30 protein-coding genes and 3 pseudogenes are annotated in these 26,654 nt (G+C 62.6%); 20 read left to right on the forward strand and 13 right to left on the reverse strand.

Annotated features, from left to right (window positions below):
* Nucleotides 1–444 precede the first annotated feature (444 nt).
* Nucleotides 445–846: a VOC family protein gene (locus tag AC1DWA_RS18020; protein ID WP_397509193.1), complete on the forward strand. Its 402-nt coding sequence runs from the start codon at nucleotides 445–447 to the stop codon at nucleotides 844–846.
* Between the two features lie 168 nt (nucleotides 847–1,014).
* Here AC1DWA_RS18020 and AC1DWA_RS18025 read toward each other — a convergent pair whose 3' ends face one another.
* The 3 genes from AC1DWA_RS18025 to AC1DWA_RS18035 are packed head-to-tail and all read right to left on the reverse strand — an operon-like array spanning nucleotide 1,015 to nucleotide 1,792.
* Nucleotides 1,015–1,137: a hypothetical protein gene (locus AC1DWA_RS18025; RefSeq protein WP_477916880.1), complete on the reverse strand. Its 123-nt coding sequence runs from the start codon at nucleotides 1,135–1,137 to the stop codon at nucleotides 1,015–1,017.
* 9 nt (nucleotides 1,138–1,146) lie between these two features.
* A complete protein-coding gene (locus AC1DWA_RS18030) occupies nucleotides 1,147–1,347 on the reverse strand; it encodes a dihydrofolate reductase family protein (RefSeq protein WP_477846683.1) in 201 nt (66 codons plus the stop codon).
* Entirely contained in the window at nucleotides 1,313–1,792 is a 480-nt protein-coding gene (locus tag AC1DWA_RS18035; RefSeq protein ID WP_477846684.1) for a hypothetical protein, read from the reverse strand. Before AC1DWA_RS18035 ends, AC1DWA_RS18030 begins: the two co-directional genes overlap by 35 nt.
* A 203-nt stretch (nucleotides 1,793–1,995) precedes the next feature.
* On the opposite strand from AC1DWA_RS18035, the gene AC1DWA_RS18040 reads away from it, so the two are divergent.
* The 4 genes and pseudogenes from AC1DWA_RS18040 to AC1DWA_RS18055 all read left to right on the forward strand — a co-directional run bounded on the left by AC1DWA_RS18040 (nucleotide 1,996) and on the right by AC1DWA_RS18055 (nucleotide 3,310).
* Nucleotides 1,996–2,286 (forward strand): hypothetical protein, encoded by a 291-nt coding sequence (locus AC1DWA_RS18040; protein WP_477846685.1) that lies wholly within the window; start codon nucleotides 1,996–1,998, stop codon nucleotides 2,284–2,286.
* Nucleotides 2,287–2,371: 85 nt separating this feature from the next.
* Nucleotides 2,372–2,698, forward strand: a pseudogene (locus AC1DWA_RS18045) (CorA family divalent cation transporter); the annotation flags it as partial.
* Nucleotides 2,699–2,850: 152 nt separating this feature from the next.
* The gene (locus tag AC1DWA_RS18050; protein ID WP_477916882.1) at nucleotides 2,851–2,979 is read left to right on the forward strand and encodes a hypothetical protein; all 129 of its coding nucleotides are present in this window, start codon (nucleotides 2,851–2,853) and stop codon (nucleotides 2,977–2,979) included.
* A gap of 13 nt (nucleotides 2,980–2,992) precedes the next feature.
* Complete coding sequence (locus AC1DWA_RS18055) at nucleotides 2,993–3,310, forward strand: hypothetical protein (protein ID WP_477846686.1); 318 nt, start codon at nucleotides 2,993–2,995, stop codon at nucleotides 3,308–3,310.
* A gap of 125 nt (nucleotides 3,311–3,435) precedes the next feature.
* Here the strand turns inward: AC1DWA_RS18055 and AC1DWA_RS18060 are convergent, their stop codons facing one another.
* Complete coding sequence (locus AC1DWA_RS18060) at nucleotides 3,436–3,561, reverse strand: hypothetical protein (RefSeq protein WP_477846687.1); 126 nt, start codon at nucleotides 3,559–3,561, stop codon at nucleotides 3,436–3,438.
* A 998-nt stretch (nucleotides 3,562–4,559) separates the two neighbouring features.
* Here AC1DWA_RS18060 and AC1DWA_RS18065 point away from each other — a divergent pair.
* Nucleotides 4,560–4,961 carry a helix-turn-helix domain-containing protein gene (locus AC1DWA_RS18065; RefSeq protein ID WP_477846688.1) on the forward strand — a complete coding sequence of 134 codons (402 nt, stop codon included), beginning with the start codon at nucleotides 4,560–4,562 and terminating at the stop codon, nucleotides 4,959–4,961.
* Between the two features lie 504 nt (nucleotides 4,962–5,465).
* Here AC1DWA_RS18065 and AC1DWA_RS18070 read toward each other — a convergent pair.
* Entirely contained in the window at nucleotides 5,466–5,927 is a 462-nt protein-coding gene (locus AC1DWA_RS18070) for a hypothetical protein (protein WP_477846689.1), read from the reverse strand.
* A 181-nt stretch (nucleotides 5,928–6,108) separates the two neighbouring features.
* A pseudogene (locus AC1DWA_RS18075) lies at nucleotides 6,109–6,706 on the reverse strand (hypothetical protein).
* Between the two features lie 204 nt (nucleotides 6,707–6,910).
* Between AC1DWA_RS18075 and AC1DWA_RS18080 the strand changes: the two are divergent.
* From AC1DWA_RS18080 to fdxA, 10 genes are all read left to right on the forward strand, one after another.
* Nucleotides 6,911–7,159 (forward strand): hypothetical protein, encoded by a 249-nt coding sequence (locus AC1DWA_RS18080; protein ID WP_192713390.1) that lies wholly within the window; start codon nucleotides 6,911–6,913, stop codon nucleotides 7,157–7,159.
* 588 nt (nucleotides 7,160–7,747) lie between these two features.
* On the forward strand, nucleotides 7,748–8,347 hold the full coding sequence (locus tag AC1DWA_RS18085; RefSeq protein ID WP_073513708.1) for a helix-turn-helix domain-containing protein: 600 nt from the start codon (nucleotides 7,748–7,750) through the stop codon (nucleotides 8,345–8,347).
* A 124-nt stretch (nucleotides 8,348–8,471) separates the two neighbouring features.
* Nucleotides 8,472–9,773: an MFS transporter gene (locus AC1DWA_RS18090; RefSeq protein WP_446696577.1), complete on the forward strand. Its 1,302-nt coding sequence runs from the start codon at nucleotides 8,472–8,474 to the stop codon at nucleotides 9,771–9,773.
* A 9-nt stretch (nucleotides 9,774–9,782) separates the two neighbouring features.
* Nucleotides 9,783–11,147: an FAD-dependent oxidoreductase gene (locus AC1DWA_RS18095; RefSeq protein WP_477846690.1), complete on the forward strand. Its 1,365-nt coding sequence runs from the start codon at nucleotides 9,783–9,785 to the stop codon at nucleotides 11,145–11,147.
* A complete protein-coding gene (locus AC1DWA_RS18100; RefSeq protein ID WP_477846691.1) occupies nucleotides 11,144–12,379 on the forward strand; it encodes a CaiB/BaiF CoA transferase family protein in 1,236 nt (411 codons plus the stop codon). Before AC1DWA_RS18095 ends, AC1DWA_RS18100 begins: the two co-directional genes overlap by 4 nt.
* Nucleotides 12,376–13,179: an enoyl-CoA hydratase-related protein gene (locus AC1DWA_RS18105; RefSeq protein ID WP_446696574.1), complete on the forward strand. Its 804-nt coding sequence runs from the start codon at nucleotides 12,376–12,378 to the stop codon at nucleotides 13,177–13,179. Before AC1DWA_RS18100 ends, AC1DWA_RS18105 begins: the two co-directional genes overlap by 4 nt.
* 83 nt (nucleotides 13,180–13,262) lie before the next feature.
* Complete coding sequence (locus AC1DWA_RS18110) at nucleotides 13,263–14,195, forward strand: dihydrodipicolinate synthase family protein (RefSeq protein WP_477846692.1); 933 nt, start codon at nucleotides 13,263–13,265, stop codon at nucleotides 14,193–14,195.
* Entirely contained in the window at nucleotides 14,195–14,968 is a 774-nt protein-coding gene (locus tag AC1DWA_RS18115) for an SDR family oxidoreductase (RefSeq protein ID WP_477846693.1), read from the forward strand. The genes AC1DWA_RS18110 and AC1DWA_RS18115 overlap by 1 nt, the downstream gene beginning before the upstream one ends.
* Before the next feature lie 24 nt (nucleotides 14,969–14,992).
* The gene (locus tag AC1DWA_RS18120) at nucleotides 14,993–16,435 is read left to right on the forward strand and encodes an aldehyde dehydrogenase family protein (RefSeq protein ID WP_256520818.1); all 1,443 of its coding nucleotides are present in this window, start codon (nucleotides 14,993–14,995) and stop codon (nucleotides 16,433–16,435) included.
* 12 nt (nucleotides 16,436–16,447) lie between these two features.
* Entirely contained in the window at nucleotides 16,448–16,783 is a 336-nt protein-coding gene (fdxA, locus tag AC1DWA_RS18125; RefSeq protein WP_477846694.1) for a ferredoxin, read from the forward strand.
* A 255-nt stretch (nucleotides 16,784–17,038) separates the two neighbouring features.
* On the opposite strand, the pseudogene AC1DWA_RS18130 reads toward fdxA, so the two are convergent.
* The 7 genes and pseudogenes from AC1DWA_RS18130 to AC1DWA_RS18160 form a co-directional block, all read right to left on the reverse strand.
* Nucleotides 17,039–17,750: pseudogene (locus AC1DWA_RS18130) on the reverse strand (IS6 family transposase).
* Between the two features lie 193 nt (nucleotides 17,751–17,943).
* The gene (locus AC1DWA_RS18135) at nucleotides 17,944–18,933 is read right to left on the reverse strand and encodes an SMI1/KNR4 family protein (protein WP_477846695.1); all 990 of its coding nucleotides are present in this window, start codon (nucleotides 18,931–18,933) and stop codon (nucleotides 17,944–17,946) included.
* A 713-nt stretch (nucleotides 18,934–19,646) separates the two neighbouring features.
* Nucleotides 19,647–19,883 (reverse strand): toxin, encoded by a 237-nt coding sequence (locus tag AC1DWA_RS18140; protein WP_477846696.1) that lies wholly within the window; start codon nucleotides 19,881–19,883, stop codon nucleotides 19,647–19,649.
* Entirely contained in the window at nucleotides 19,880–20,140 is a 261-nt protein-coding gene (locus tag AC1DWA_RS18145; RefSeq protein WP_477846697.1) for a ribbon-helix-helix domain-containing protein, read from the reverse strand. Before AC1DWA_RS18145 ends, AC1DWA_RS18140 begins: the two co-directional genes overlap by 4 nt.
* Before the next feature lie 337 nt (nucleotides 20,141–20,477).
* Nucleotides 20,478–21,716: an RNA polymerase sigma factor gene (locus tag AC1DWA_RS18150; protein WP_477846698.1), complete on the reverse strand. Its 1,239-nt coding sequence runs from the start codon at nucleotides 21,714–21,716 to the stop codon at nucleotides 20,478–20,480.
* Nucleotides 21,713–22,081: a YciI family protein gene (locus tag AC1DWA_RS18155; protein ID WP_477846699.1), complete on the reverse strand. Its 369-nt coding sequence runs from the start codon at nucleotides 22,079–22,081 to the stop codon at nucleotides 21,713–21,715. The genes AC1DWA_RS18150 and AC1DWA_RS18155 overlap by 4 nt, the downstream gene beginning before the upstream one ends.
* Nucleotides 22,078–22,788: a DUF998 domain-containing protein gene (locus AC1DWA_RS18160; RefSeq protein WP_477846700.1), complete on the reverse strand. Its 711-nt coding sequence runs from the start codon at nucleotides 22,786–22,788 to the stop codon at nucleotides 22,078–22,080. Before AC1DWA_RS18160 ends, AC1DWA_RS18155 begins: the two co-directional genes overlap by 4 nt.
* 208 nt (nucleotides 22,789–22,996) lie before the next feature.
* Between AC1DWA_RS18160 and AC1DWA_RS18165 the strand changes: the two genes are divergently transcribed.
* The 4 genes from AC1DWA_RS18165 to AC1DWA_RS18180 all read left to right on the forward strand — a co-directional run bounded on the left by AC1DWA_RS18165 (nucleotide 22,997) and on the right by AC1DWA_RS18180 (nucleotide 26,277).
* Entirely contained in the window at nucleotides 22,997–23,476 is a 480-nt protein-coding gene (locus AC1DWA_RS18165) for a hypothetical protein (protein WP_256520826.1), read from the forward strand.
* Between the two features lie 33 nt (nucleotides 23,477–23,509).
* Nucleotides 23,510–24,355 (forward strand): alpha/beta fold hydrolase, encoded by an 846-nt coding sequence (locus AC1DWA_RS18170; protein WP_477846701.1) that lies wholly within the window; start codon nucleotides 23,510–23,512, stop codon nucleotides 24,353–24,355.
* 96 nt (nucleotides 24,356–24,451) lie between these two features.
* Nucleotides 24,452–25,414 carry a helix-turn-helix domain-containing protein gene (locus AC1DWA_RS18175; protein WP_477846702.1) on the forward strand — a complete coding sequence of 321 codons (963 nt, stop codon included), beginning with the start codon at nucleotides 24,452–24,454 and terminating at the stop codon, nucleotides 25,412–25,414.
* A complete protein-coding gene (locus AC1DWA_RS18180) occupies nucleotides 25,411–26,277 on the forward strand; it encodes a Vgb family protein (RefSeq protein WP_477846703.1) in 867 nt (288 codons plus the stop codon). The genes AC1DWA_RS18175 and AC1DWA_RS18180 overlap by 4 nt, the downstream gene beginning before the upstream one ends.
* Nucleotides 26,278–26,654 lie beyond the last annotated feature (377 nt).

Below are 26,654 nucleotides of genomic sequence, written 5' to 3' on the forward strand. Positions count from 1 at the left end.
TCGCGAACAGCATGGACAGCAAGTAGGAATAACTCACCAAAGAAGGCCCGYACGGATTCGGTGCGGGCTTCACTGCTATACCCCTACGCCGGGGCAGGACGCTCCGGCATCTTCATCATGATCAGTTCCGCGCCGTCCTTGTACCGGTAAGCCCACCGACCATTAAACCCACCGGCCATCCGTCGTCAGCATCGTGCCGTCCTCGCCCTCGTCGGGGGCCGGGCTCCACTCTTGAACCTCATCCAGCTCTGCAAGTCTCGCTCATCTCGCTCGAGTACTGAACCATGTCGTCCATTATCGTTCGTGAGCTGGGTCGCCCGAGCACGCGCCTGTCGACGACAGTGATAGTGGTTATGGGGGCATCGTGCACAAGAACGCAGGTAGGGCCGGCGCTGTAGGGTGACGTCGTCGAGTCGTTTAGGGTGTTGAATGAGGTGCGAAACAATGGGATTCTCGGTCGAGCGGTTTGACCACATCGTGATCAACTGTCGTGATGTCGACGCCACAGCCCAGTGGTACGCGACAGTACTCGGAATGACGATCGAGCGATTCGGCCCTACGGCGCGCACTGCGGTGAAGTTCGGAAATCAGAAGATCAATTTGCGGCCGCTCGGAAGGGTGGAGCACGACCCGGGCTGGACGACCGGTGCCGTCGAGGCGGCAGGTTCCGAGGATTTGTGCTTCGTCACGTCGGCTTCGCCTGATGCTGTCAGTGCCCACCTGGAGAGCTGTGGGGTGGAGGTGCTCGACGGGCCCGTGACCAAGCTAGGTGCCCTCGGAGAGATGGTGTCGCACTATTGTCGGGATCTGGATGGCAATCTCATCGAGATTGCCGTCTATCCGTGAATTGAGCACGCCGAGAATGGCTTACCGTCGTGGCAACACGGTCCGATGTTGCCTCATTCGCGTTCGCATATTTCGTAGCAAGCAAGTAACGCACAGGGCCCGCGAGGAATGGTGGGTCTCCCGCAGGAGTTGACGAAGCCGCCGGAACCGAAAAGGTGTCCAGTGGCTTCACAGGGTCGGCGCCGGTCTTGCGCCTCTCGGCAAGTGGCCGCTCGAAGCGGCATCGAGAGGGGCGGGGTAGTCGCGGGTGAGCGTGAATCCGGAGCGAGCGAGTCGGTGTTGCGTCGTCATCAGTGCGTCCTATCGGGTCAGAGTGATGTGGATTGTGCCGCTCTCGGCTACTTCGGTCGTAATGGTGTGGGTGAGTTCTATGCTGCGCAGGTCGTCCCACAGTCGATGGCCGCGGCCGAGGAGAATCGGGGCGACCAAGAGGTGCAGGTCATCGACCAGTCCGGCGCGCAGGAAGTCACGCGCCGTGCGGTACCCACCGCCGACGCGCACGTCGAGGTCGCCGGCGGCCTCTGTTGCCTCGGCGAGCACGTCCTCGATTGCGGTGTCGCGGAAGTGGAATGTGGTGCCCCCCTTGCATCGGGCGCGACGGGCGTGGTGCGGTGTGGGTGGGCACGTAGACGGCGGTGCCGAACGGCGGTGTATCGCCCCACCAGCCTTTCCAGTGCGCATCGTCGGGGAAGGCATGGAGCCCGAACATCCCCGCGCCCATGATCTCGGAGCCGATTCCCTCGGAGTGCGCGGCGGCGTATCGGTCGTCAACGCCGGTCGTGCCTGCGCCGCTGGTGTCGCCGAAGACGTTCTCCCGGAACGTACGGGTCGCGGCGTACGCAGTTGTGAGGCGCCCCCAGTCTTCGCCCATCGGGTTGTCCGGGGTCGGGTCGGACGGGGTGTAACCGTCCAGCGAGATGAATAGATCCATGCGAACGCGGGTCATGTCAGGTTTCCTTCGGGGGCGTGAGTGCTAGATGGATGCCGAGCCGGTCGGCTCGGTGTTCTGCGGGGGTTCGCGGCTCGCCGAGCCACAGGTGCAGCACGTCGAGGGCACCTGGTCGCAGTCTTACGGTGCGGAGCGTTCCTCTGCTCGTCGAGCGCATGGCGGGGGAGAAACTTTCCTTGCTGGTCGCGTCGTAGCCGAAGGTGTCCGCGGCAGAAAAGTCAGATATCGAACAGGCGAGAGTCTTTCTCGCATTGCTTAATTCGGAGATCGACGAACTGTCCGAGCGTATCGAATCCGCGCTGCGACTGGCGCGGGGTACGCGTCCGGCCGGATCGGCTCAGGCATCGGCAGCGCGCACCGACGCGGCTGCCCTGCGTAAGGACCTTCACCGAGTTCATCGTCTGGTCGAGCAATTGATCCTTCGCTTTCTTGCCACCAACTGTCCGGCTGATCATTCCTCTGCAGCCGATGGACTTCCGTTGCAACATTGATCAGGCTCCGCCCGCGGTCGAGCGGCTATCCTGAGTCGCCCTCCACTTCGCGGGCAGGAATCTACGGGGACGGTGAGCTGCGGGGATGGATCGGCAACCAGCATCAAGTACGGCCGCTGCTGTGGTCGACTGCGCCGTCTACGTCGACGGGATGCGACTCCCCGGCACCCACACACCGGAGAGTGCGTTGGGCGAGGTTTGGCGCCGCGGGTCAGGTTTCGTGTGGCTCGGGCTGTTCGCACCCACCTTCGAGCAGATGACGGCCGTCGCACAGACCTACGGCCTGCACGAATTGGTCGCCGAGGACTCGGTGCATGCGCATCAACGCCCCAAACTCGAACAGTACGACGAGGTGACGGTGTTGGTGATGCGCACGGCCCACTATCTCTCGCCGACGTCGATCCGGACCGCGCCACCCCGGCTGGTGAGGCAGCGCTGGTCGAGGACCGTGCGTCTTTGGCGGAATTGGCACGTGAAGTGCTCGGCCCGTCGTGGCCTGAGAACTGATCTCACCGAACAAGTTTCGTGGTCCTGCGGCATGCGGCGTAGATGAGCGTACCGATCGTGAGTACACCGATGCCGATGGCGACGGATGCGGTCGGCAAGAATGCCGCCAGCGCGACGCATCCGATTCCGCCGAGCGCCGGCACCACACGAGTGCGAGCGGTGGGGGGGCGGAGGCACCGAAGTTGATCAGACTCCGCCCGTGGGATGGTCCGACATCGTGTTTACGCCTAATCCCGGCACCGTCATGGATGGCACTTCCTCCGTGGTTTCGAAGAGTCATCCGCGCGCCATCCTCACGGCCAATGTGAACTGTCGCTCGGACGGTAGGTCTGCAATCCGGATCCTCGTGAATGGCAATGTGGTGAATAACAGTTCCGATATCGAGGGTTATGACGTTCGCGGCGGAACTGCAGTCGGTTACCCGTTGACCGCCGGGGACAGGGTGAAGGTTCAGTACAACGGAATCAGCCAGTTCGGCACCACTATCTTCACACGAATCGGCTTTACCGTTCTGTAAAAAAGGGCGCCTCTACCGGGATTCGGTGGGGGCGTCTTTTGCTGTTTCATACGGCGTGATTGGCCGAATAAACTGGGCCGAGTTGGTTGGCCCCGCAGCAGCGGTGGGTGGGCTCTGTTGGGACTTCAGCGGACGAGGCGGTGCCCGAGAGGTACGCCGAAGGGCTGAGTCGTGGCCACCGAACCGAGTGATCGGGTTACGAAGGCGATGACGAGAGCTCCGGTTATGAGGAGCAGTGCTTTTCGTTTCACGACATCTCCGTTTCGAGGTGTGTTAGATACGACGGGCTTCCTGCCGCAGGTAGTTGCCGAGGGTAACTAGATTTGGCGTTCTGCGCTCCGTAGCAAGGCAGCCCTGACGGCCACACAAGATAGGGGACCGTCAGGGCTGGTACACGAACAACTGTAGCGTTATGCGTTTACAATCCGACCATACCTGCAACGGTAGCCGTATCGTAACTTCGGGGTCTTTTCAGCTCCGACTTCGCCCTCTGCCTCAATTAGGCGGGGCGCGTGATGTGTGAGTTCGCAGTGGCAACCCGAGACGACGTCGAGAGCGACTCTCGGATCGGAATGACATCCGCAGGGCAGGAACTTCGGTGATCTTGCTGCAGTCTCAGCCGTTCGGTCGGCGAGATCCATGGGCCGTTGTAAACCACGCTGCTGCAGCGTCGGCATTGCGTGCAGTATGCACCGTTTTTCATCAGCTACTACAACTCTCGGCGTCCGGGGCCCGACCCGTAGAAGATCTTAGTCGGCGCAGTCGAAGTGAGCGCTGGCAACTCGTCGGACTGGGCCGTGTGGCTGACCGGGTTACCGACATCGAGCTGCCGCGGCAGCTGTCTACCGCGTGAGGGGAAGGTCAGACCTCAATCTCGTCGGGCATTTTCGAAATCCAGGGGTTACCAAGAAGGGCCACCAGCGAGTGTGTGATCAGCACGCTGGCGGCCCGGGGTGCGCCGAGAACCGAGGCCTGTAGCGGCGCACCGTTTGTGGTGCCCCGCCGGCTGTCTGGGGGATCGCGTCGGCAGGGCTACGCCATACTCGAAGTTTGGGGGTTCGAGCGATGCCGCCGAGGAAAATCTACGGATCCGAGGGTTCCGATACCAATCTTCGCGGCGTCACAGATACTTGAGTGTTGAACTATCCCCTATTCATGCACAGGGCATGGGGATTACTGATCCGGCTGCGCAACTCTCGAAGTGTTTCGCTGCGCGAAGGTTCAGAAACTCCGTGGGAAAATGACACCTATGTCGTCAGGATTCGCAACTTGGGTTCGTGACCAGATCGCGGCCTGCGGCTATCAGAGCCCCGAGGAGGCAGCTCGGGCGCTGGGTGTCTATCCATCGCAGATGCTTCAGTGGACGAGGATCTCGCGATCACCGACCCCGCAAGTGTTGAGGCGCGTCGCAGCGTTGTTCGATGCGCCTGTGCAGGAAGTGTTGATCGCCGCCGGGTTCATGACTGAAGAAGAAAACGTGCCGTTGTCGCCGACAAGAATGTCGCTGCAGCAATTGTCGAACAAGCAGATTCTCGACGAGATTCGGCGCCGGACTGCCGGAGACTTGGGAGGGCCGCCGATTCCTGTGCGCGTAAACGGAGTTCTTCATTCGCCGGATGGCCCGCCCACAGTGTTCGTCAGTTACACCTAGGCGGGCCGCGCACGCCGAGCCGGCAAAGGCGAACGTGCACGAGCGATACTACTTCTCGAGTATGGGGCCGAACCGCGCTTGGCGGTTGCACACGGTACTTAAGTATCAGGCAGGCGCGTCGCCAGCGCGTCCATAGTGCCTACGGTTCAACGTGGCGGCGTGAGCGTTTGGAGAGACCCACCCCCGGCGAGTGCACAGCCGGAGGGCAGGCCTTGCGCGGCCGAACTGATCACTCAGAATCGCCGCAGCAATGAAATGATATCCAATTTCCGCGTTCAAAATGCCAGATAGTACTTCGAGTGTGCGATCCAAGTGCGAAAATTCATTGCCGATAACTTATATTTTGCCATGCTAACTTCTGCATATATTGTGCCGCAGCGTCTTTCGCTTGCAGTGGCAGTCCAGCTGCCACCGCGAAACTGCACCGCGGTTTATGCAGTATTCGAAAGCCAGCCGTCGAACGAATTAGGGCGCAGTGCTAGCTGGAGTCGAGGTTTGGGCTGGTCAGACGATGCCGCCCAAACCTCCCATGCGTGTCGTACAACCGCTCCTGTCCTTCCACACAGCGGAACCCTCCACGAGTCGCGCGCTCATGAATCCGCCGCCGTCACCCCACGGCCATGCGGTACCAAGGTCGGCCACAACGTCCTGGACCGAATCAGCCATCGCCCACAGCGCGAATTCTTCGTCCGAGTCGACGTGGGTCCCGATCCAGCTACCATCGAATTCGCCCGGATCGACGCCGGCAACCGTCACCGCGCTCAGCAGGAACACACCGTCGATCTCGGGGTCGTAGTCGATCTCCCAATCGACGTGTTCAATATCGTTGCCGTACTGGCGCACCCACAGGTCGCGGCCCAATCGAGACAAAGCCAACGTCCACGGCTCAGACAAGTCCGAGTGCACCACCCGAACCCCCAGCAAGGGAGACCACGTGGCACTCAAAGACAAATCGTGGTGACGCACCGAGCCAGTCTCTCAGCCCAGTGGTCCACACCCGACGTCGCGGGCGCGCCCCCCAGCCTGGCTCATTCCCCACGAACTCGGAACAATACGACCAATCTTGATATGCAGCGTTGTCAACAATGATCGAAATGTGCAGTGCAGCAACGAAATACATTCGCATTGAACGTGCATCGCGGTGTCGCTACCAGAGTGGGAGCGGACGTCCTGCAGCCTCGGCCGCGGCGATTCGCTCGTCGATGACGTCGCTTCCTACGTCCTGTTCGATCCCGGTCCGGATCGCGGCGGCGATGGCACGAGTGCGACCCGCGGGCCCGCGAACGTCGGCGAGTGGGCTGGCGATGTTGCGTCGCCGGAGCTTGTATTCGCCACGGGTTGCTGCGATTGGTTCCCAACTGCATGTGTGCCGGGTTGGTGCAGCCGGCGAAGTCGACGATGCGGTGCTGTGCCATCAATGCGACGCCGTATTCGGGCTGGTAGGCGAACAGATGCGCCGGCACGGTCCCGTGTCGTGACAGCCCGGGCAGGCTCGCCGCACGGAAAGATCCGTGCCCGGTCGAGGACACTCCGCCGATCCACGGCCAGCACTGCTCTCGCCGTCGGTAGCGTTTGGATTCGAAGCGGGACACGACGGCAGGATCGTCGAGCCAGGAACGCCACAGACGTTCGGGGATGCGTACAGGGTGGGGCTGCCCGATCAACATCATCTGGAACGCCGGCAGCGCGGGAGTGTTGTCGGGCATGCCAGGCAAGGGCGATGGAGCATCGTTGACGAACGTCATCAGCTGCTCCTGGCACTCGATCCGGACTGTTACCCGAACCGACTGTAGGAGCGTGCACCGACAGGGCCGTGCTCACGGTGGTCTCGGACGGACACGGGTAACAGCTCCAGCGAACGACAGCGGCATCCAGCACACTCGGCTCCGCGCGTTTCCTGAGCATGCGACGCTGGGCCCGAACGAAGTTGCTCTGTCAGAATCAGGCAGATGACCGACAAAAACGGCAAAAGCAAAGACGTGGCCGCAGTAGGTGCCCGAGTTCGAATCACGGTGTCAGACTCCGATGCTGATGGCGCCGTGACATGCACGGGTGTGGTGATCGAGGACTACGCGGACATGGTCATCGACTCCGGGTCGGTAGGGCGGGACTGGGCTCCGGTACATCGCTGGGCGATCGCACTGGATGACGGACGACTGATCTTCGCCAACGACGAAGACCTTGCCCCTGCAGACTAGAAGCACCCCGCGGCGCGTCTCGCTCTTCGAAAGCGGATTCGGCACAGAACTCCTGGATCGGGTAACAGCGCCAGAGCCGGACTGCGCCGTGGGAAGGTAGTCATCCGCGACGCAGAGCGGGAGTCGTTTCTCGGCTATGCGGTGGGCTGCTGTTCCTCGATGGTGTCGTCTGTTCGGATACGGTTGCCGGTGAACCGGTCTCGGTACTGGACGAGGTGCGGGGCGCCGATTTGTTGCGGCCAGAGTTGGACGTGGGGTCGTATCTGCCTCTCGATTGCGTATGCCGCGGGCCCCGGAGAATGTAGGCCGCCAGGATCTCAGCGAATAGGCAAGCGCGTTGTGGGGTCCCCGTTGCGGGTAGTCAGGTCAAGGGCTGGATGACCGTCTCAGCGGAACTGCTTGGCGTGGGATTGCTTCATTGAGCCAGGTTCCGCGCGTAAGTTCGATGCGTTTTTACGTGTTTACTGCCCTGCGGATATCCGCAGCCGAGGGGATTCGGCCTGTGGCTCTGCGAGTTTCACAAAATCGTTGACTTAGTAAATTTTTTCAGTATATTGAACGTAGCGCACATCACAGGAAGGACTTCTAATGACGCTTGATGCTACATCGCCAGCTGTCATGAAGTCCCTCCTCGTTAGCGTCGGAATCCAGGTCAAGGCATTGCGCAAGGAGCGGGGTCTCACGCTCTCGCAACTTTCTGAACTCACGGGGCTGAGCCCCGCGATTGTGAGCCAGATTGAACGCGGACTAGCGAACCCGTCATTTACTACACTCGCTCAGCTCGCCCACGGACTGGGGATCCCCGTTGGACGGTTCTTCCCTACCCAAGAAGAATCCACGTCCCCGGTCGTGCGGAAGGATGAACGGCGCAACCTCAAAGGAACTGCGCGAGAATCCGACGGGGGAGAGGTCTACGAACTTTTGACCCCCAATCTCAACGGATCCTTGGAGGTGCACTGGATTGTCAGCCCTCCAGGGTCCGACACCAGCGCCACCCCCTTCCGCCACGGCGGAGAAGAATTCGGTGTTGTGCTCTCCGGGAAGAAGGACGTCTACCTCGACGGAGAGTTGTACGTTCTCGAGGCCGGCGACTCGATCACCTATGCCTCCGATGTCCCCCATTGGTACATGAATCCATACGACGAAGCCTGCGTCTCCATCTGGGTGAATACTCCACCCACCTGGTAATAGTTCGCTACACCTAGCAGGCGTTTCCCCTCACTGATTGGCTCTAAACCGTTGTGCATTGTGCCCACCGGTTCCTCAGTCGATCCTTCATGCGCTCTGACGGCGCAAGTGAAAGAAGGAAATCATGGTAGAAACCGTTGTCTCCCCAGCGGCAAAACGCAACACATCACGCTTCTCTTCCGAGGTTCGCCGAGGCCTGTTCGGGCTCGGACTCGGCAATGCCCTCGAATGGTACGACTGGATGATCTTCGGTCTCTTGTCGGCGTTCATTGGGCCAAGTTTCTTCCCCTCTCACGATCCTGTTACCGCAACCCTCGGTGCCCTGGCCGTGTTTGCGGTGGGGTTCGCGTTCCGCCCTCTTGGCGGCATCCTGCTTGGCACCCTTGCCGACCAGATCGGCCGCCGGCGCGTGATGCTCCTGTCGATCATGATGATGGCAGCTACAACATTGGTCATCGCACTCACTCCCACCTACGCACAGATCGGTCCATGGGCAGGAGTCATCCTGCTGCTGTGCCGCGTTGTTCAGGGAATTTCGGCCGGTATCGAGGCTCCATTGTCCACCGCACACGCTCTGGAACTGGCGCCAGAAGGCCGCGAAGGTGCCGTCGCCGGCATCATGACGTTCTACGTCAACATCGGTGTCTTGCTCGCCTCGATGGTCAGCTTCTTGTGCAGCCTGGCTCTGAGCGGTGATGAGATGACCGCGTGGGGTTGGCGCATCCCATTCATCATCGGGGCAGTCTTCGGGTTCGTGGTTCTCTATCTGCGCCGCACGCTCCCGGAAACGATGAAGCCGGAAGAGTTGGCGGAAACGACGACGAAGTCTGTTTGGGCCGGTGTACGCAAGAACTGGCTGAGCGTTCTCGCGATCGTCTTTGTTGTCGGTGCGGTCCAGGCCTACAGCTACGCTTGGACCACCGGCCTGCCCAGCGCCGCACGCAGCGGCTTCAAGGAAAATCCGACTTCGGTCTTTGCCGTGACCACGATTCTTGGCGTGATCATGGTGGCCGGCAGCTGGATCATTGGAAAGCTCGTTGACGGCCGACCCATGTCGCGCTGGTTCATCGTGACGCGGATACTCGCGGTCCCTTCCGTTTTCCTCATGCTGGCATACACCGAGCCCGGCATCGGAGGATTCGCCGTGGTGCTTCTGGGCGGTTCGGTGGTGCTCGTACTGAACCTGACCCTCTACAACGTGGTCTCCAGCTCCCTGATGCCCAAGGCTTCACGTGGTGCCGGCGTATCACTGGGCTACGGCGTCGGCGTCGCACTCTTCGGAGGCACCGCTTCCTATCTGTTGGTGTGGCTGCAATCGGTCGGTGCTTCATGGCTCTTCCCGGTCTATGTAGCAGTTCTCCTCATTCTCAGCATCGTCTTCTACATCCTTGCCCGCCGTGCCAACGGCCTCTACATCGGAAAGTGAAGAACCACAATGACTGCACTAGACCTTCGAGTCACCCCCGCGACCTTGAAAGCACCCGTAGTTTCGCGCTCCGACGTCATCGTCGTGGGCGGTGGACCCGCCGGTGTGTCCGCCGCGGTCACCGCAGCGCGTTCCGGCGCCAAAGTCACTCTGCTGGAGAGGTACTCATACCTCGGCGGGCTCGCCTCCGGCGGCATGGTCCTGGTACTCGATGACATGGTCAACGGGTCGGAAATCTCCGTCACGGGCATCGTCTCCGAGTACATCGAACGCATGGACCGGCTTGGCCTCGTGGTGGTTGCACCGGAGGAAGACCGCTACGCATCGCGCGAAACCTGGAACAAGTGGGGCAGATACGGTCTCTTCGACTTCCATTCGCATGTGCAGCCAAAGCCGATCTGCTATGCAGCGGCGTTCGACCCCGATGGCTGGAAGCGGGTCTCGAACGACATGGTGCGGGAAGCCGGCGTCGACCTGCGTCTCCACACCTGGTTCAGCCAGCCCGTCGTTGAGAACGGCGTGATGAAGGGCGTGATCTGCGAATCCAAGGCCGGCCCGCAGGCATACCTCGCCGACATCGTCATCGACACCACTGGCGACATCGACGTTGCCTCCCGCGCGGGCGCCAGCCACATCCAGGACAGCTACCTGACCACCCTGGTGTTCCGGCTCGGCGGCGTGGACACGGATGCCGCGGAGCACTTCGAACAGGAAAACCCCAAGGAAGCACGCGCCATCAACCGCATCATCAAGCGCCTGCTCGGCGGAGCCTGGGAACTGTGGTGGCTGAAGACCCCGCTGCCCGGCGTGGTCTGGTGCAACGCTCCGCACATGACTGGCTACAACGGCGTTGACCCCGTCGATCTCACCCGCGCCGAGTTGGCGGCCCGCGACCGGATCGCCGAGGCTGCGTCCTATGTGCGGGAGAACTTGCCGGGCTTCGAGAACAGCTACATCGTCGATGCCGCACCACAGATCGGTGTGCGCCAAACGCGCCTGCTGCAGGGCGAATACGTGATGACCAAGGACGATGTCACCACCCGCCGCCACTTCGCCGACTCGGTAGCACGCGGTCGCGACTACTACTACCCGTACCGCTCATTACTTCCCAAGGAAGTCGACCAGCTGCTCGTCGCGGGCCGCCACTACTCGGCGACTCCCGACGCCCAGAAGTCCTCGAGGGAAATCCCCCCGTGCATGGCCATGGGACAGGCCGTCGGCGTGGCCGCAGCCATCGCGCTGGACAAGAACCTCCTGGTCCGGGATGTTTCCGCAACCGACATTCAGGCAGGCATGAAATTGCACGGAGCCGACCCCGGCGACGTTCCTGCCACGAACGCAACCATCGACGCCCCCGAGGAGGCACTGGTATGAGTATCACCGACACCCGTCCGAATGACCTGAGCGAACCAGGGGCAAAGGCCCTGCCGCTCCCGCTGGCCGGGATCACCGTTGTTGACTTCACCCAGGTCTTCATGGGGCCAAGTGCCACCCAGATGCTCGGGGACTTCGGCGCCGACATCATCAAGATCGAGCGCCCGGGCCTCGGCGACATCGCCCGCAACTCGTTCCCGGACAAGGACGGGCAGGACAACCCGATCTTCCTCTCGATCAACCGGAACAAGCGCAGCCTCTCGATCGACACCCGGGAGGAGGAAGGCCGCGCGGTACTGCGACGCATCATCGCCGAGGCCGACGTAGTGGTCAGCAACTTCCGCCACGGTGTCATTGAGCGCATGGGCTTCGGCTACGAGGAACTCTCGCGTGAAAACCGCGGCCTGATCTGGGCTTCCGGCACAGGATTCGGCAACGAAGGGCCGTACGCACACAAGGGCGGGCAGGATGCGATTGCGCAGGCCTACTCCGGAGTGATGTGGCGCCGCGAATCGCCCGAGATCCCCCTGTCCATGTACCCCACGACCCTCTGCGACTACACCACCGGAATGCACCTGGCCCAGGGGATCCTGCTCGCCCTGCGCACCCGCGACCTCACGGGTCAGGGCCAGAAAGTGGAAGTCACGATGTACGACTCGATGCTGCACATGCAGATGCAGGAGGCCTGCATGCAGCTTAACCGCGGCTACGAGGTCAACTGGGCCGAAATGCCGTTGAGCGGGGTCTTCGAAACCACCGACGGCGCCCTGTGCCTGGTCGGCGGATTCACCCAAAACCCGTTGCACCATCTGTCCCGGGCACTGGACCTCGAGGACGACCTCAGCGAGCGCCCCGAGTACGCAACGCTTGAACAGCAGTTCGCCCAAAAGCCGTCGCTGCAAAAGATCTTCGCCGCGAAGTTTGCCACCAACACCACCGCGTACTGGTGCCAACGGCTGGAGAACGAAGGGCTGCTCAACGCCCCGGTCAATTCCCTTGAACAGACGCTCGCGGATCCACAGACCGCCGCCAACAACATGATCGTCGAGGCCGAGCACCCGGTGGTCGGCACCGTGAAGATGTTGAACGCGCCGATCAGGCTTTCGGCCAACCCGCCCGAGGTGCGCCGGGCCGCACCCCAACTCGGCGAACACAACGTCGAGATCCTCCGTGAGTACGGCGTGGACGACGCGACCATCGAAAAGCTGCGCGCGGACGGGGTGCTGCGATGAGCACGCCATTCGAGACGCGCGACGGCGTGAGCTTCGAAGTCGCCAACCACATCGCCCGGGTGACGATCGACCGGCCCCAGGTGCTCAACGCGGTGGACGGACCCGCCTTCGGCCGACTCAACGAGATCTGGGATCGCATCGAGGCGGACAGCGATGTCCGCGTGGTCGTGGTGACCGGTGCGGGGGACCGCGCATTCAGCGTGGGGGCAGACATGACCCCCTCCGCGGTCGCCAAGACCGGCCTGGAGTACTGGGCGGACATGGATCCCAACGGGTTCGGCGGCCTCAGCCTGCGCAACACCCTCGACGTGCCGGTCATCGCCCGGGTCAACGGCTACGCGCTTGGCGGCGGCATGGAAATTGTGCTCGGTGCGGACATCGTTGTTGCCGCCGAGCACGCTCGTCTGGGGCTCACGGAACCCAACGTCGGGCGGCTCGCACTTGACGGTGGGATCGCGCTTCTGGTTCGCAAGATTCCGCACAACGTGGCCATGGGCATGCTGCTCACCGGTCGCAAGGCCAGCGCGCAGGAGCTGCACAGTCACGGGCTTGTCAACGAGGTTGTCCCGTACGCCGAGCTCGACGAAGCCGTCGAACGCTGGGTCCAGCAGATCCTGCGCTGCGCACCCACTTCGGTTCGTGCCGTCAAGCAGATGGTGACCCGTACCGAGCGCCTGTCGGCACGCGACGCCCGTGCGCTCCTGGTGCCGGCACTCACCGACGCACTCATGAGCGAGGAGCAGGAAGAGGGAGTCCTGGCCTTCCAGGAGAGGCGGGAACCGGTTTGGAGCGGCCGCTAGGCCGGAAACCGCGCGTCGAAGCAACCAAACGAAGCAAGCAAGTGAAGCAACCACCGGAATGTTGCACACCAAGGAGTTTGAATATGACCACGAAGCGCACGGAAGGGCTTGTCCCCGGGGTCTGGGGAATCGTTGCCACGCCGTTCCAGGGAAGTACCTTCGACATCGACGAGGAAAGCCTTGCCACTCTTGTCGAACACTACGAACGAATCGGGGCGACAGGCCTCGCCGTGCTCGGCGTCTTTGGAGAGGCGGCAAGCCTGACCGCCATCGAGCGCGAGACCGTGATGGAGGTCGTGGTCGAGAGCACGACGCTGCCGCTGGTCGTCGGGGTGGCGAGCCTGCACACACGCCCCGCGCTCGAGGAATCCCGGCTGGCGTTGGAAACCGTGGGGGACCGGCTTGCTGCCGTGATGGTGCAGATCAACTCGGCGCGTCCGAACCTCGTGGTGGACCACCTGACGGCAATCCACGACACCCTCGGCGTCAAGATCGTGTTGCAGGACTACCCGGCGGTGAGCGGGGTATCGATGTCCAGCGCATCCGTCGCCGCCATCGTGCGGGCCTGCCCGTTCGTCATTGCGGTCAAGTCGGAGGCCCCGCCCACCAACCTTGCGATCGCGGAGCTCCGCGAATCCGTTGACGTCCCGGTCTTTGGCGGGTTGGGCGGACAGAATTTGCTTGACGAGCTGCTCTCGGGCGCCGCGGGCGCGATGACCGGTTTCTCCTACCCGGAGGGACTGATCGCGTGCGTTGACGCCTGGCAGAGCGGCGGTTTCGAAGCCGCCCACGAGGCGCTGGCCCCGTACCTGCCGCTCATCAATTTTGAGCAGCAGCCCCGCATTGCCCTCGCCGTGCGCAAGGAGCTGCTGCGCCAGCGGGGCTTCATCAAGGAGTCCGGAGCCCGCCTTCCCGCTGCGGCGTTCCCGGAGATCCTGCACGGTTCGCTTGTCACGCACCGGGAAGCCCTCGAGCGCGATCTGCTGCAGACTTCTTCAGCTCCCGTGGAGGCATAGTGGATCTCGGAGTTGAGGGACGCGTCGCCCTCGTTGCGGCATCGACCGGCGGCCTCGGGCTTGCGGTGGCCACGTCCCTGGCAGCCGAGGGTGCACGCGTGGTGGTTACCGGGCGCGATCTTGAACGTGCCCGGTCCGTGGCCGCGACACTGCCCGGCGCCACCGCCTTCCACCTGGACCTCGGCGTCCCGGGTGCGCCTGCGGAAACCGTTGACCGGGTCACCGTGGAGCTGGGTTCTGTCGAGATACTCGTGACGAACGGGCCCGGCCCCAAGCCAAAGCTCGCAAGCGACACGAGCGCCGAAGACCTTTCCGAAGCAATCGACGGACTGTTGCTGCCCCAACAGCGGCTGATTGCCTCGGTGCTGCCCGGCATGGTCAAGCGCGGCTGGGGTCGCATCCTCGCCATCGGCTCGAGCGGGATCACTGCGCCCCTGCCAAACCTCGTGCTGTCCAACGTCGGGCGCTCGGCGCTCGCCGCGTACATCAAGACTCTTGCCTCCGAACAAGCCCATCAGGGAGTCACGGCAAACCTGCTGCTGCCCGGCCGCATCAACACCGATCGCGTCGATGCACTTGACGCGGCGGCCGCGTCACGGCGGGACACCGACGTACAAACGGTGCGCGCCGAATCGTTCGCGGCAATACCTGCGGGCCGCTACGGCCGCCCGGAAGAATTCGGCGCCGCGGCTGCCTTCCTCTGCAGCGACTCCGCCTCCTACATCACGGGGGTTGCGCTGCGGTGCGACGGCGGACTTGTCCGCTCCCTTTAACCTGACACGGCATTGGAGAACACCATGACCAGCACCCTCGAAGCCTCAGCCATCGCCCAAAACCTCATCGGTGGTGAATGGGCCGGAACCTCGGATTTTGAACGCATGAATCCGGCCCGCCCCGGCCAGATCGCCTCCGTTTCACCAAGTTCCACGGTCGAAACCCTGAGTAATGCCATCGGCGCCGCAAGCGCCGCGCAAGGCAAATGGGCGGCGCTCCCCATGCCGGCCCGCGGCGCAATCCTCATGGCCGCCGGAGAGATCCTCCGAGGCCGGATTGGCATCGTTGCCGCCGACCTTGTCCGCGAAGAAGGGAAGACCCTCGCCGAGGCCACGGGCGAGGTGAATCGTGCCATCGATGTGTTGCGCTTCTTCGGTTCACTCGGGTGGGCCGCAAGCGGCGATGTGTTGCCCAGCGGGTTGCCGGGAACGAGCATCCACACGCGCCGCGAGCCGCTCGGGGTGGTGGGGCTGATTACGCCATGGAACTTCCCGATCGCCATCCCGGCATGGAAGATGGCCCCCGCGCTCCTGGCCGGCAACTCCGTGGTGCTCAAGCCGGCAGAGCTCACGCCGATGTCGGCAACACACCTGGCCATGGCCCTCATGGATGCCGGTCTGCCCGAAGGCGTACTCAACGTCGTCCACGGCAAGGGACGGGTCATCGGGGAGGCGCTGGCCAATGACAAGCGCATTGCCGCACTCTCGTTCACGGGATCAACAAACGTGGGTCTCGGTCTGCACCGCGCGCTGAGCGAACGCCGCGCCCGCGTGCAGCTTGAGATGGGTGGCAAGAACGGTGTGCTTGTCCTTGACGATGCATCCCCGCGTGACGCGGCACAAGTGATCGCGGCCGGCGGTTTCGGCCTCACCGGCCAGGCCTGCACCGCCACTTCCCGCGTCTACGCGACCCCCGGCATTTTCCCTGCGCTGCTCGACGAGCTCGCGGTCCTGGCACGCAACTATGTCCCGGGTGATGGCCTTGATCCGGCGACCGCCATGGGCGTGGTGGTGAGCGAACAACAGCTGGCAACGGACATCGCTGCCGTTGAAGGTGCGACCCGGCGTGGTGCGCGCGTGGTGCAGGGTGGCCGCTCAAACGGCCAGGCCTTTGAAGCGACGGTGATTACCAATGTATCCAACGACGACCCCGTCGTTACCGACGAGATCTTCGGCCCCGTGGTCGCGGTTCTTGAAGTCCCCGACTACGAGGAGGGGCTTGCCCAGATCAACAACTCCCCCTATGGCCTCACCGCAGGCATCTGCACCGACAGCCTCGCTCGATCAACCGACTTCACCCAGCGCGCCCAAGCCGGGGTCGTCAAGGTCAACCGACCCACTGCGGGGTTGGATCTGAACGTACCGTTCGGCGGGATCGGGGATTCATCGACAAACACCTTCCGGGAACAGGGCCACACTGCGCTGGAGTTCTTCTCCTGGGGCAAGACCATCTATACGGGTGTCTAGGAGCTGTGAAAAATGGCCTACGTCATTGCACTTCCCTGCGTGGATGTCCTGGACCGGTCGTGTGTCGAGGCCTGTCCCGTTGACTGCATTTATGAAGGTGAGCGATCAATGTACATCCACCCGGGGGAGTGCATCGACTGTGGGGCCTGCGAATCGGTTTGTCCTGTCGAAGCAATCTATTTTGACGAGGATTTGCCTGACATCTGGGCTGGCTATGCCAGCGCGAATGCCGAGTTCTTCACTGACATAGGCTCTCCGAAGGGGGCTGCAGCTCTGGGACCAATGTCCTTTGATGCAGCTCTCGTTGCAGCACTTCCCCGGCAAGAAGTAGCTGCCCATCAGGCATAGGAGTATCCCTATCTCCAAGTGTCCACCAGGCACGGATGACCTCGAGGTCGACGACAGCGCCGTAGCCTTCGACAATGTCGTCGAGATGTTCAGGGTGGCCAAGGGTCAATGTTGCCAGTTCGGACAAGGGATCGCCCTGCGCGGCTTCGGACCAGTCGATGACACCGGCGACGGCACTGGCACGTTAATCGAAAAATGAAGCAGCGAAGCATGTTTAGTGCAGTCGGCTACAGGATGCCACTGGCCCGTTCACTTTCACGCAACAACACCGGTCGCGGCGACTTCCCGCCAGACCGCGACCCGGTGGGTCATCTCGGTATGCCATTCGGGCGCCGGGAGTCTGTGTCGGCGGGATCGGAAAGCGGTGAAATACCCGAGAAGGTGGACAGGAAGCGTTTCGCGTGCCGGGCCGATGTGCACCGTTTCATGGCCCGTTCTCGCTGCCTGGCGGGTTGATGCGAGTTCTCGGCTTGATTGTCCAAGTAGTTGGATCGGCGATGCTCGACCGAGGCCAGCAGCTCGCGATGCGCCACTTGGTGGCTGCCGAGCTTTTCGGTGACGATTGCTCGCGGCACATCGTGCAAGCCGCTCGAGTAGCTTACGGAAGAATCGCTTGGCGGCGTTGCCGTTTCGTCGGGGCTGGACCAGTACATCGAGTAGGTTGCCGTGCTGGTCGACCTCCCGCCGCAGGTAATGTTCCCGGCCGTTGATTCGGATGAAAACCTGGTCGAGGTGCCACTTGTCGCCGGGTCGCGCCCGCCGTCGCCGCAATTGGTTTGCGTATGTCTGCCCGAACTTGGCGTACCACCGCCGGATCGTCTCATCGCTGACCACGACACCGCGTTCGAGCATGAGTTCCTCGACTTCACGGAAGCTGAGCGGCAAACCGAAAGTACAGCCACACGCAGCGGTTGATGATCTCGACCGGGTAGCAGCGACCTTTATCCGACGGCATTGGGGTGCCCATTCATTCTCCCAGTTGCCGTGAGCAACAACGTGACAGTGCCCTCAAGGGTATATCCCTCGCGTAGCCGTCAGTTGTTCGATTCTGTCACCACGCGCGTGATCTTCGGAAGCACCCGGATGGAGCGGACGAAGAAACCTACGGATGGGATGCAGTCGCGCAGCCGCTCTCGAAGTGGGCCTCTTTCAGAGTTGCCCTAATTGGGCCCCTCGCGTGCAGGCCGCGAAAGATGTTTTTTAACAAGCTGTCTGAGCCGCCACGTGCGGTCGGATTCCCATTCGAGGGCTCCATTGACGCTCGTCCAGTACCAGCCGTCGTCGAATGCTTGCGAGGTCGTCAGACTGTCGGCAAGGTCAGTCAGCATGGCGCTGATTGAGACCCAACGGGGTCCGGGTTCGTCTGCCCCGGTTTTGTCGAATTCGGTTACGCAACCGTGCATGGGGCCGGGGCGGGTGTCGACGCACAAGAAATTGCCGTCCATCCCTGCGAAAGGCACGAAATCCGAGAGGAAGGTGTCGGCTTGAAATCCCGCCTCGGTAGGGGCTTCAACGGGGCCATCGCCGAACAAGCGCGCACTCTCGTCCCAAATCTGAATAGACGATTCCCAATACCAGAGGACATCGTCCAACGTGAGAAGCGCGAAACGGTGGAGCAACCCCAGCAACCTTTCGTCGGAAACTCCGTCGACCAAGGTGTATAGCTCGATCAACTCGGCCGGCCAGCTTTGTCCCGTTCTCTCGATCGCGGCGTCCACACGGTCACGCTCGGCTCCAGTGATCGCCATGCCGGGAAAGTGGACTCGCAGCCACTCGGTGATCCGGTTCCACTGATCACGAACTGAACCCGCCGGCGTTGAATGCGCGGCTCTTCGCGCGTGCGAAGAACCGTCGATCATCGCCTCGACAGCGGCGCGGCGCTGTGCGTTCTGCTCCTCGGTGACACACCGGCGGATCTCGGCTTCGAGTTCAGTACGGCCAAGACTCTGGTCACCAAAGCCCGACACCCGAGCGTTCGCGCTTCCCAACGACACCCAGATCATCGGCCGCGAACCGTCCTCCGCCGTAGCAAACTGCAGACCTACGTCTGCGATCTGCGCGATCGCGGCATCGTCACCGACGACGTAACCATCGCGTACGAGAACCTCACCGGAACCCGAGTCTGGCCGAGCAACCGCCCAATAGGTCACGAAGTGCTCCCTTTCATCCGACAATGGAAACCGACTGTCTGTCTCCGGGGATTGTCTCAGCCGAGCAGGGCGGCACGGACAGTGGCGTTGTCCGTATTCGTAGTGTTCGCGTTCGGAGCAATTGATCCCGCGTCGCGTACCTGGTCGGGAGGTGGGAACGGCATTTCGTGTCCTGCTTGACAGGAGTTTTTTGAATTTATTTGTGGGGCAACACCTTTGAGGCGACCTTGAAGTCGCTCGTCGGATCGTCATCCGCGAGGCCCAACCCGCCTAAGTCCATCGCGGCAATATAGAAATCCAGCAACAACAGGCGTGGCATCTGAGCTCGGGTGCTCGTGCGCCAGGAGGGTTCGTTGGCGAGACTGAGTCGTGGATCGGGTTCAGTGCCGTCGCCATAGAGTTGACGGGGTCAGCGCCGAACGCGGCTGTCGTCGAGCGCTACCTCTCTGGCATTGGGGTAATTCATTTGTCATGTGACTGAACACCTTCCGGGTGGGGTGGATATTCAATGTCGCGGGGGATGTCGTGCGAGTTTGTATGTGCACCCCACTGGTGGCGAGGATGGTCGGTGGCGCCAGTTCTCGGCACGGGGCGGTGGAGGTGAACGCACCTGCGTCGGTGGAGGCTGCGATCATCGAGCGTTGATGGCGATGTCCTCGTCGTACCGGCGACCAGGTCGACTTCCCCTGCGTCGCGCTCGCGAACGAGATCGATTACAGGAGATCAACGTACTGAGGTCGGGCCTTCATGGCGTGTATGAGTAGCTCGTTTCCGCTGTCGAAGCGCAGCACAACCAGCTCTAAGAGACGCCCGTTCGGGTCGACGCCCAGCCGGAACTGGCGGGCAGGATTGTCGTCGTCCAAGTCGGCGACCAACACGTGGTGCTCTGCCGCGTAGATGCCGGCGTCTTCGCTGATTGCGTGTTTGAGTGCGGATTTATGGGCTTTCACGCGACCTGGGTCCAGGCACGCACTGCTTCTCTGATCGCTTCGGATCGGGAGACGTGTTCTTGCTCTGCGCGGGCGTTCAACGCTTCGAGCAATGCGGCGTCCATTCGTACGGGCACTACTGCGCCGGGGCCTGCTCCGAGAGTGGGCCGGCCCCGTTTGCGCAACTTTTCGACGTCGTAACCGGTTTCGGCTTCGTCTGCCCATTCTTCCATCATGTTGTCGGTGACGGGCTGATCGTTGATCGTTTCGTCAGTCATAGTTATTAGTGTAATACGAAATTGTGGCGGTGAACGATCGTTCCGGATCCGGGTCCGGTGTGTCATCACAGGCGTCCGTAGCCAAAATCCCGTCCCTACCCGTCTGGAGTGCATCGGGATGCGTCGGCGAGGCGCAGCAGGGCGGCACCACGATGGCCAGCATCGTTCGGGACGCCGGTCCTATGTTCTGGGTTCTGCTGCAGGACCGGCCATGCCCTGATCATCTGGTTGCTGACCGAGTCAGCCAGCCGAGGCGAGTTATCGGGAGTGTGCGAGTACCACCAGGGCATCAAGGTGTCCTATCGGTATCGAGGGCTTGTGCACTATTGGGGCCGCTTTATTCGCCGTTCGCCTTTCGGGAAAGATATCGAGACTCTGGCTCGTTCTTCGTCATATCCGCGGCCGCGAGGAAGTCTTCTCTCGCCGCGACGGCATCTCCTTCCGCTTCGCGGAGGTGTGCACGGATCGCGTGCGCGCGATGCCGGGTCAGGGGATGCTGGAGAAGTCGGTGGTCGCGATCTAGTTGCTCCAGCAGGACGGTGGCGCGAGCAGGGCCGAAGGCGTGGGCAACGGCGACGACTCGTGCGAGCATGACGAGCCCGCTGGGCTCGACTTGTTCGAGCGCCAGGTAGAGCGCAGCGATCTGTTTCCAGTCGGTTTCCTCGGCGATAGGAGCGGATGCATGAACGGCGGCGATGGCGGCCTGTAGGCGGTACGTTCCCACGTTCCCTTGCGACCATGCGGTGAGGATCAGTTCCGATCCTTCTTGGATAGTTGCGTGGTCCCACCGCGTTCGGTCCTGGTCGGCTAGCGGAATGAGATCACCGTTCTCCGTGGTGCGCGTTGCGCGGCGCGAATCGATCAGCAGCATGAGCGCGAGAAGGCCTGCCGGTTCGGGATCATCGGGAACGAGCGCGTGGAGGAGTCGCGTGAGGCGAATCGCCTCGCCGGTGAGGTCGGTTCGGGTCAGCTCTGAACCGGTGGTCACCGTGTATCCCTCGTTGAAGATCAGATACAGAATACGCATCACTGCGGAGAGGCGGCCCGAGAGGTCGTCGTCCACCGTGAATTCGAATCGGGCACCGCTCTTTTGGATCTGCTGCTTTGCGCGGCTGATCCGCACGGCCATGGTCTGTTCGGTTACCCCGTAGGCGTGTGCGATGTCTGCGGTCGTCAACCCGCCCACCGCGCGCAGTGTGAGGGCGATGCGGGACGCGAAGGACAGGGCGGGGTGACAGCACAGCAGCAGTAGGTTCAGGCTGTCGTCGTGGTCGGTCAGGGGTGGGTGCGAGAAAGGAGTGTTCGGCTGGGCCGCCACGTACTCTTCTTCGCGGCGGCGGTCCGCGGACTCGGCGCGGAGGGTGTCGATCATCCGGCGGTAGGCGATGCGAATCAGCCAGGATCTGGGGTGTTCGGGGAGCGCGTCTGGGTGCCATTGCTGGCTTGCTGTTAAGAGAGCGTCCTGTACTGCTTCTTCGGCGATGTCGAAGTGGCCGAAGCGACGCACCAAAGCTCCGAGGACCTGCGGTGCCTCGGAGCGCAGCAGGTCCTCGATCGCGTCGGTTCGGGCGGTCACGCGAAGTCGTCGCCCATGATGGGTCGTATTTCCATCGGCTCGCCGAGCATCTCAACCATCCGTGCGACGATGTCTTTCGCTCGCTCCAATCCGGACACGTCGATGACAGCGAACGACGCGAGGACTTCTTTGAGCTCCACGAATGGACCGTCGGTTATGACGATGCTCCCGTCGGTCTTGCGCACGGTCGTCGACATGGCTGGGTGTCCGAGTCCTTCTGTGCTGACGAACTCACCGCTGGCACGCAGCTCCGCTTCGAATTCCTGATATGCGGCGAATGCGGCAAGCGCATCTTCGGTGGGGGCATCCGCGGTTGAGGCGTCCCAGCTGCTGCTCGGCGTGTAGCCGAGGATGAGGAACTTCACGTTCTCGTCTCCTTGGGTAGGCGGGAGTCCAGGCTAGCGAGGTACGTCGGCGACTTCAGCAAGGCGATGGCCGTCATGGTGCACCAGCCGAAGGCGAAGAGTCCGGTGATCGCCACCTGGATGCTGGCGATGTCGGGGATGACAGGGGCGAGGAGGGCGATCGCGACGATGCCATTGCCGATACCGGCGGCCACACGACGCTCGCGGATTGCGCGCACGAGGGCGATGATGGCTGCCACGGCCAGCGCGGTGAACGCGACGATTGCCGCCACCATGTGAACGAGAGCGTGCCACGTGGGCTCGGCGACCGGGCCGTCGGCCACGCCGAGGGGGAACCCGTTCGCTGGGTCCTGCGGGAAGACGCCGGCGGCGATGAAGCCCACCCCGCTGATCGCGACGAGGACTGGAATGGCGGCGCGGCCGAGGCCGCTGGCGGCGACTCGCCGGTGGCCGATCGAGAGGCAGATCAGTCCGAGCCCGACCAGGACGAAGGTGAGGATTTGGATCCAGCCCTGATCACCGGTGGACAGCTGACTGAGTGGATGGATGCGAAGGTCGAATCCCGGGCGTGTCAGCATCTGCACGATGGCAGACAGATAGAACAGCGGCCCGGCGAACGCACCGGCGAGCAGAAGGGACCGCGTCGAACGAGGCAGAGCTCTGCCCGCGCTGTGCGTGGTGCGTGGTGCGGAGTGGTTGATGGTCACCGTGTGCTCCTCGTGTCGATTTGAAGGTCGTTGCACAGATACCTCGGAGCCAAATGGCGAACCTTGACATCTTGCTGCCGCGACCTTCGTCCGACCGTCCGCGGGCGAATCGTTTCCAACGAGTTTCCGCACAGATGTCAATCGGCACCGTTCGGCTCCGAGGTATCTGAAAAGGCTGCCCGCCGGGCCGCCCGCGAAAGGACATCTGATGAACGAGAACCCGCTGGAGAACATCACGGCCGAGCAGATCGACGCCTACGGACTCGGTGAGCAGCCCACGCCCAGCAGCGCGGTCACGGCGCTTGACCGACTGGTCGGCGAATGGACAGTGTCAGGGGGCGCTGAGGGCGTCATCCGGTACGAATGGATGGCTGGACGATTCTTCCTGCTCCAGCACGTCGAGCTCGAGCAGTTCGGCCAGGCCATCACCGGCATCGAAGTCATCGGTCAGCTGCGTCCCTTCGGAGAACCTGCCGGCACTGACGTCGTTTCCCGGTTCTATGACTCGATGGGCAACACCCTCGACTACGTCTACGAACTGGAGGGCGACAAGCTCACCATCTGGGCGGGAGCGCAAGGAAGCCCGGCCTACTTCACCGGCACCTTCAGCGGTGGCGATCGCGTGCTCGATGGTGCCTGGGTATACCCCGGTGAAGGCGGATACGTGTCCACGATGACTCGCCGCTGAGACAGTCGACCTCTCGAAACGGACGGAACCACAATGCCGAAAAACAATGCCGCTCCCGATCCCTCGCTGTACCAGGTCACGTCCGCGGACGGCACGGAGATCTCGTTTGAACGCAGCGGGCAGGGACAGATTGTCATCCTCGTCGCGCAGGCGTTGTCCGATCTTCGGGACAACCGTCGCCTGGGCGCTCTGCTCGCAGTCACCCACACCGTCGTGAACTACGATCGGCGCGGCCGCGGGAACAGTGGAGACACCGGCGCCTGGAGTGTCGTTCGCGAGATCGAGGACATCGAGGCGCTCATCGATGCGCACGGAGGTAGGGCCGTCCTGTTGGGTGCATCATCCGGCGCGGTCCTCGCGTTGGACGCAGCCGCAGCGCTACCCGCGAAGGTCGTAGGACTCATCGCCTACGAGCCCCCCGTGATCGTGGACGATCGACGCGCACCCGTTCCTCGAGACCTCGCAGACCGCCTCGAGGAACTTGTCAGAGACGGGCGTGCATCTGATGCGGTTCGCGAGTTCAACCGAGTCGCTCTCGGTGCGTCCCCCTTCATGATCGGGGCGATGCGATTGATGGTCGGTCCATGGCGAACCATGGTCGCGATGGCCCAGACGACGGTCTACGACACGCGGCTCTGCGTGGGGCTGCAGGACGGAGTACCTTTTACCGCCGACCGGTGGAAAGGCCTGCGGGGGCCCTCTCTCGTGCTCGTCGGAAGCAAGAGCGAACCGTTCATGCAAAGCGGAACCCGTGAGCTGTCATCGTTGATCGGAGCCAGCTACGCGACGGTCGATGGCGCACATCACGCGACGCCGATGATGAAACCGTCCGCGCTGATTCCGTCGGTCCTGTCGTTTCTCAGCGCCGCACATCCATGAGGTCGCCCCCGCCGATTCGATGAGCCGAACCATGTCAACACGGAGGACGGGAGGTGCGACTTGATCTCAGATGAACCCCCCACAGAGAGGCGGACCGTGGCTTTCTGGCTGGGGGACGCCACCCGGCGCGACATCCTTGCGCGCGTGCTGCGCGAGGAGCAGTCGGTCAGTGCGCTCGCGCGTCGCTACGACATGAGCTTCGCGGCCGTACAGAAGCACGTCGCGGTGCTCGAACGCGCTGGACTCATCGTCAAACGTGCGCGCGGGCGGGAACGGGTCGTGAACGCAGAACTGGCGATGATCCAGCGGGCGTCGCAGCTGCTCCGCGCCTACGAACACTTTGACCAGGAGCGGGCGACCGACTCGCCAGATTCAGATGACGTTTGGAGGATGAGTGTGCTCGAGATTCCGCAGCCTGATGATGTGACCCCCTCGACCAGGGGAGACTTGACGAACGTGCGTTTCCTCAAGAGTGATGTCAATTCGCCTTTGATCGAGGCCGGTGACTATACCTACTATGACGATGAGGGTGCAGGGGGCCGGTTCGAAGAAGTGAACGTGAAGTACCTCTATGGTCCGCAACGACTGATCATCGGGAGGTTTACCGCGCTCGGACCAGGCGTGACGTTCCTCATGCCTGGAGGAAACCATCCGATGGTCGGGCCTTCGACGTATCCGTTCACGATGTTCGGCGGAACCTGGGGGGACAACACTCTCGAAACCTTCATGGCGATCGAACAACCCGCGGACACGGTCGTCGGCAACGACGTATGGATCGGCCGTGAAGCCACGATCATGCCGGGCATCTCCATCGGTGACGGCGCGATCATCGGCGCGCACAGCGTTGTGACCCGGAATGTCGAACCATACGCAGTCGTCGCAGGCAACCCCGCACGGCGGATCCGGGTCCGGTTCGCCCCTGAAGGTGTTCAGCGGCTGATGTCCAGTCGCTGGTGGGACTGGCCGATCGAACTCATCACAGAGCACGCGGCGACGATCATGGCCGGGACTCCCGCTGAGCTCACGGCCATCGACGATGAAAGGCGGATGAACACGTGACTGACACGACTGAGCCCATCGCTGCACACAGCGTTGCGGTGCTCGACTATGGAATGGCCGGTCCATACGCCGTTGCCTTCGGGCCCGGCGGGGACATGTGGGTCACGCTCGTCAATACCGGAGAGCTCGTGCGGCGGTCCCCGGACGGGCGCGAGCGCCGGTTCACCATCGGTGAGCGGCCCGGACAGCTCACCGTGACCTCCGAAGCGACCTGGTGCGCGGTCACCGGCGCAGATCGGATCGCCATCATCACGAGCGATGATCGGCTGAACTTCATCGACGTTCCAGGTGGGCCTTACGGCATCGCGGCTGACGGCCCCGGTGCGTTGGTGACGCTCACGCAGGGCAATAAGCTCGCCGTGGTCAGTCGAGACGGAATCCGCAGCGAACTCGCCGTCCCACTGGATGGCGCATACCCGGCAATGGCCACCGCCCATCGCGACGGTTCCGTCTGGGTTTCGCTCAACCAACGCGGGGCGCTCGCGCGAAGGGATGCCGCAGGCGATACCGAACTCATCACGCTGCCCGACGGCGCAGCCCCAGTCGGCATCGCGGCAGCAGGGGAGCATGTCTGGTCCGCCGACATCGCTCGAGGAAGCATCCTTCGGATCGACGACGATCTGCACGTCAGCGACTTCGCCCTCGCGCCCGACAGCCGGCCGCACGCGGTGATCGCCGACGACACCGGGTGCTGGTTCACAGAATGGGGAACGAACAGGCTGGGCAGAATCACGGCGGAGGGCGACCTCGCCGAGTTCGATCTCTCAGGCATCGGAGAGGAACCGCACGGCCTGGCTCTCGATGGTGACGGCGTCGTATGGGTTGCTTTCGAAAGCGGGGTCGTTGCCGGCATCAGGCTGTAGACGGCGGTTCGACGCGCGCTGCGCCGCTGCAAGTTTCCTTATCCACGACGTCATGGAGCGATCACAGAACACGAACAACTCCACACGTATGCCTCAGATACGGCGTCTGCAGATCGACTCGCTGATCAGGCCTATCCGGACAGCACCACGGCCACCCAAACGCTGCCGTAAACATTCGTATTCGGCCCACGAATCGACCCGAATCGGCGCGGTCGGGCGGACACGCGAAACTGTCGACCGGAACTCATCCAAAAACAAATCGACCGAAACGGGCGAGTAAACCGTTTTCGGTCGTTCGATTGATTTGCTCATGCGAGGTTCTGGTGTGACTCTCGGAATTAGTTGGCAGGTTTTTCACGGAAGTAGTTGGCATGGGG

This window comes from Rhodococcus sp. P4_F3_2 (genome assembly GCF_056401335.1).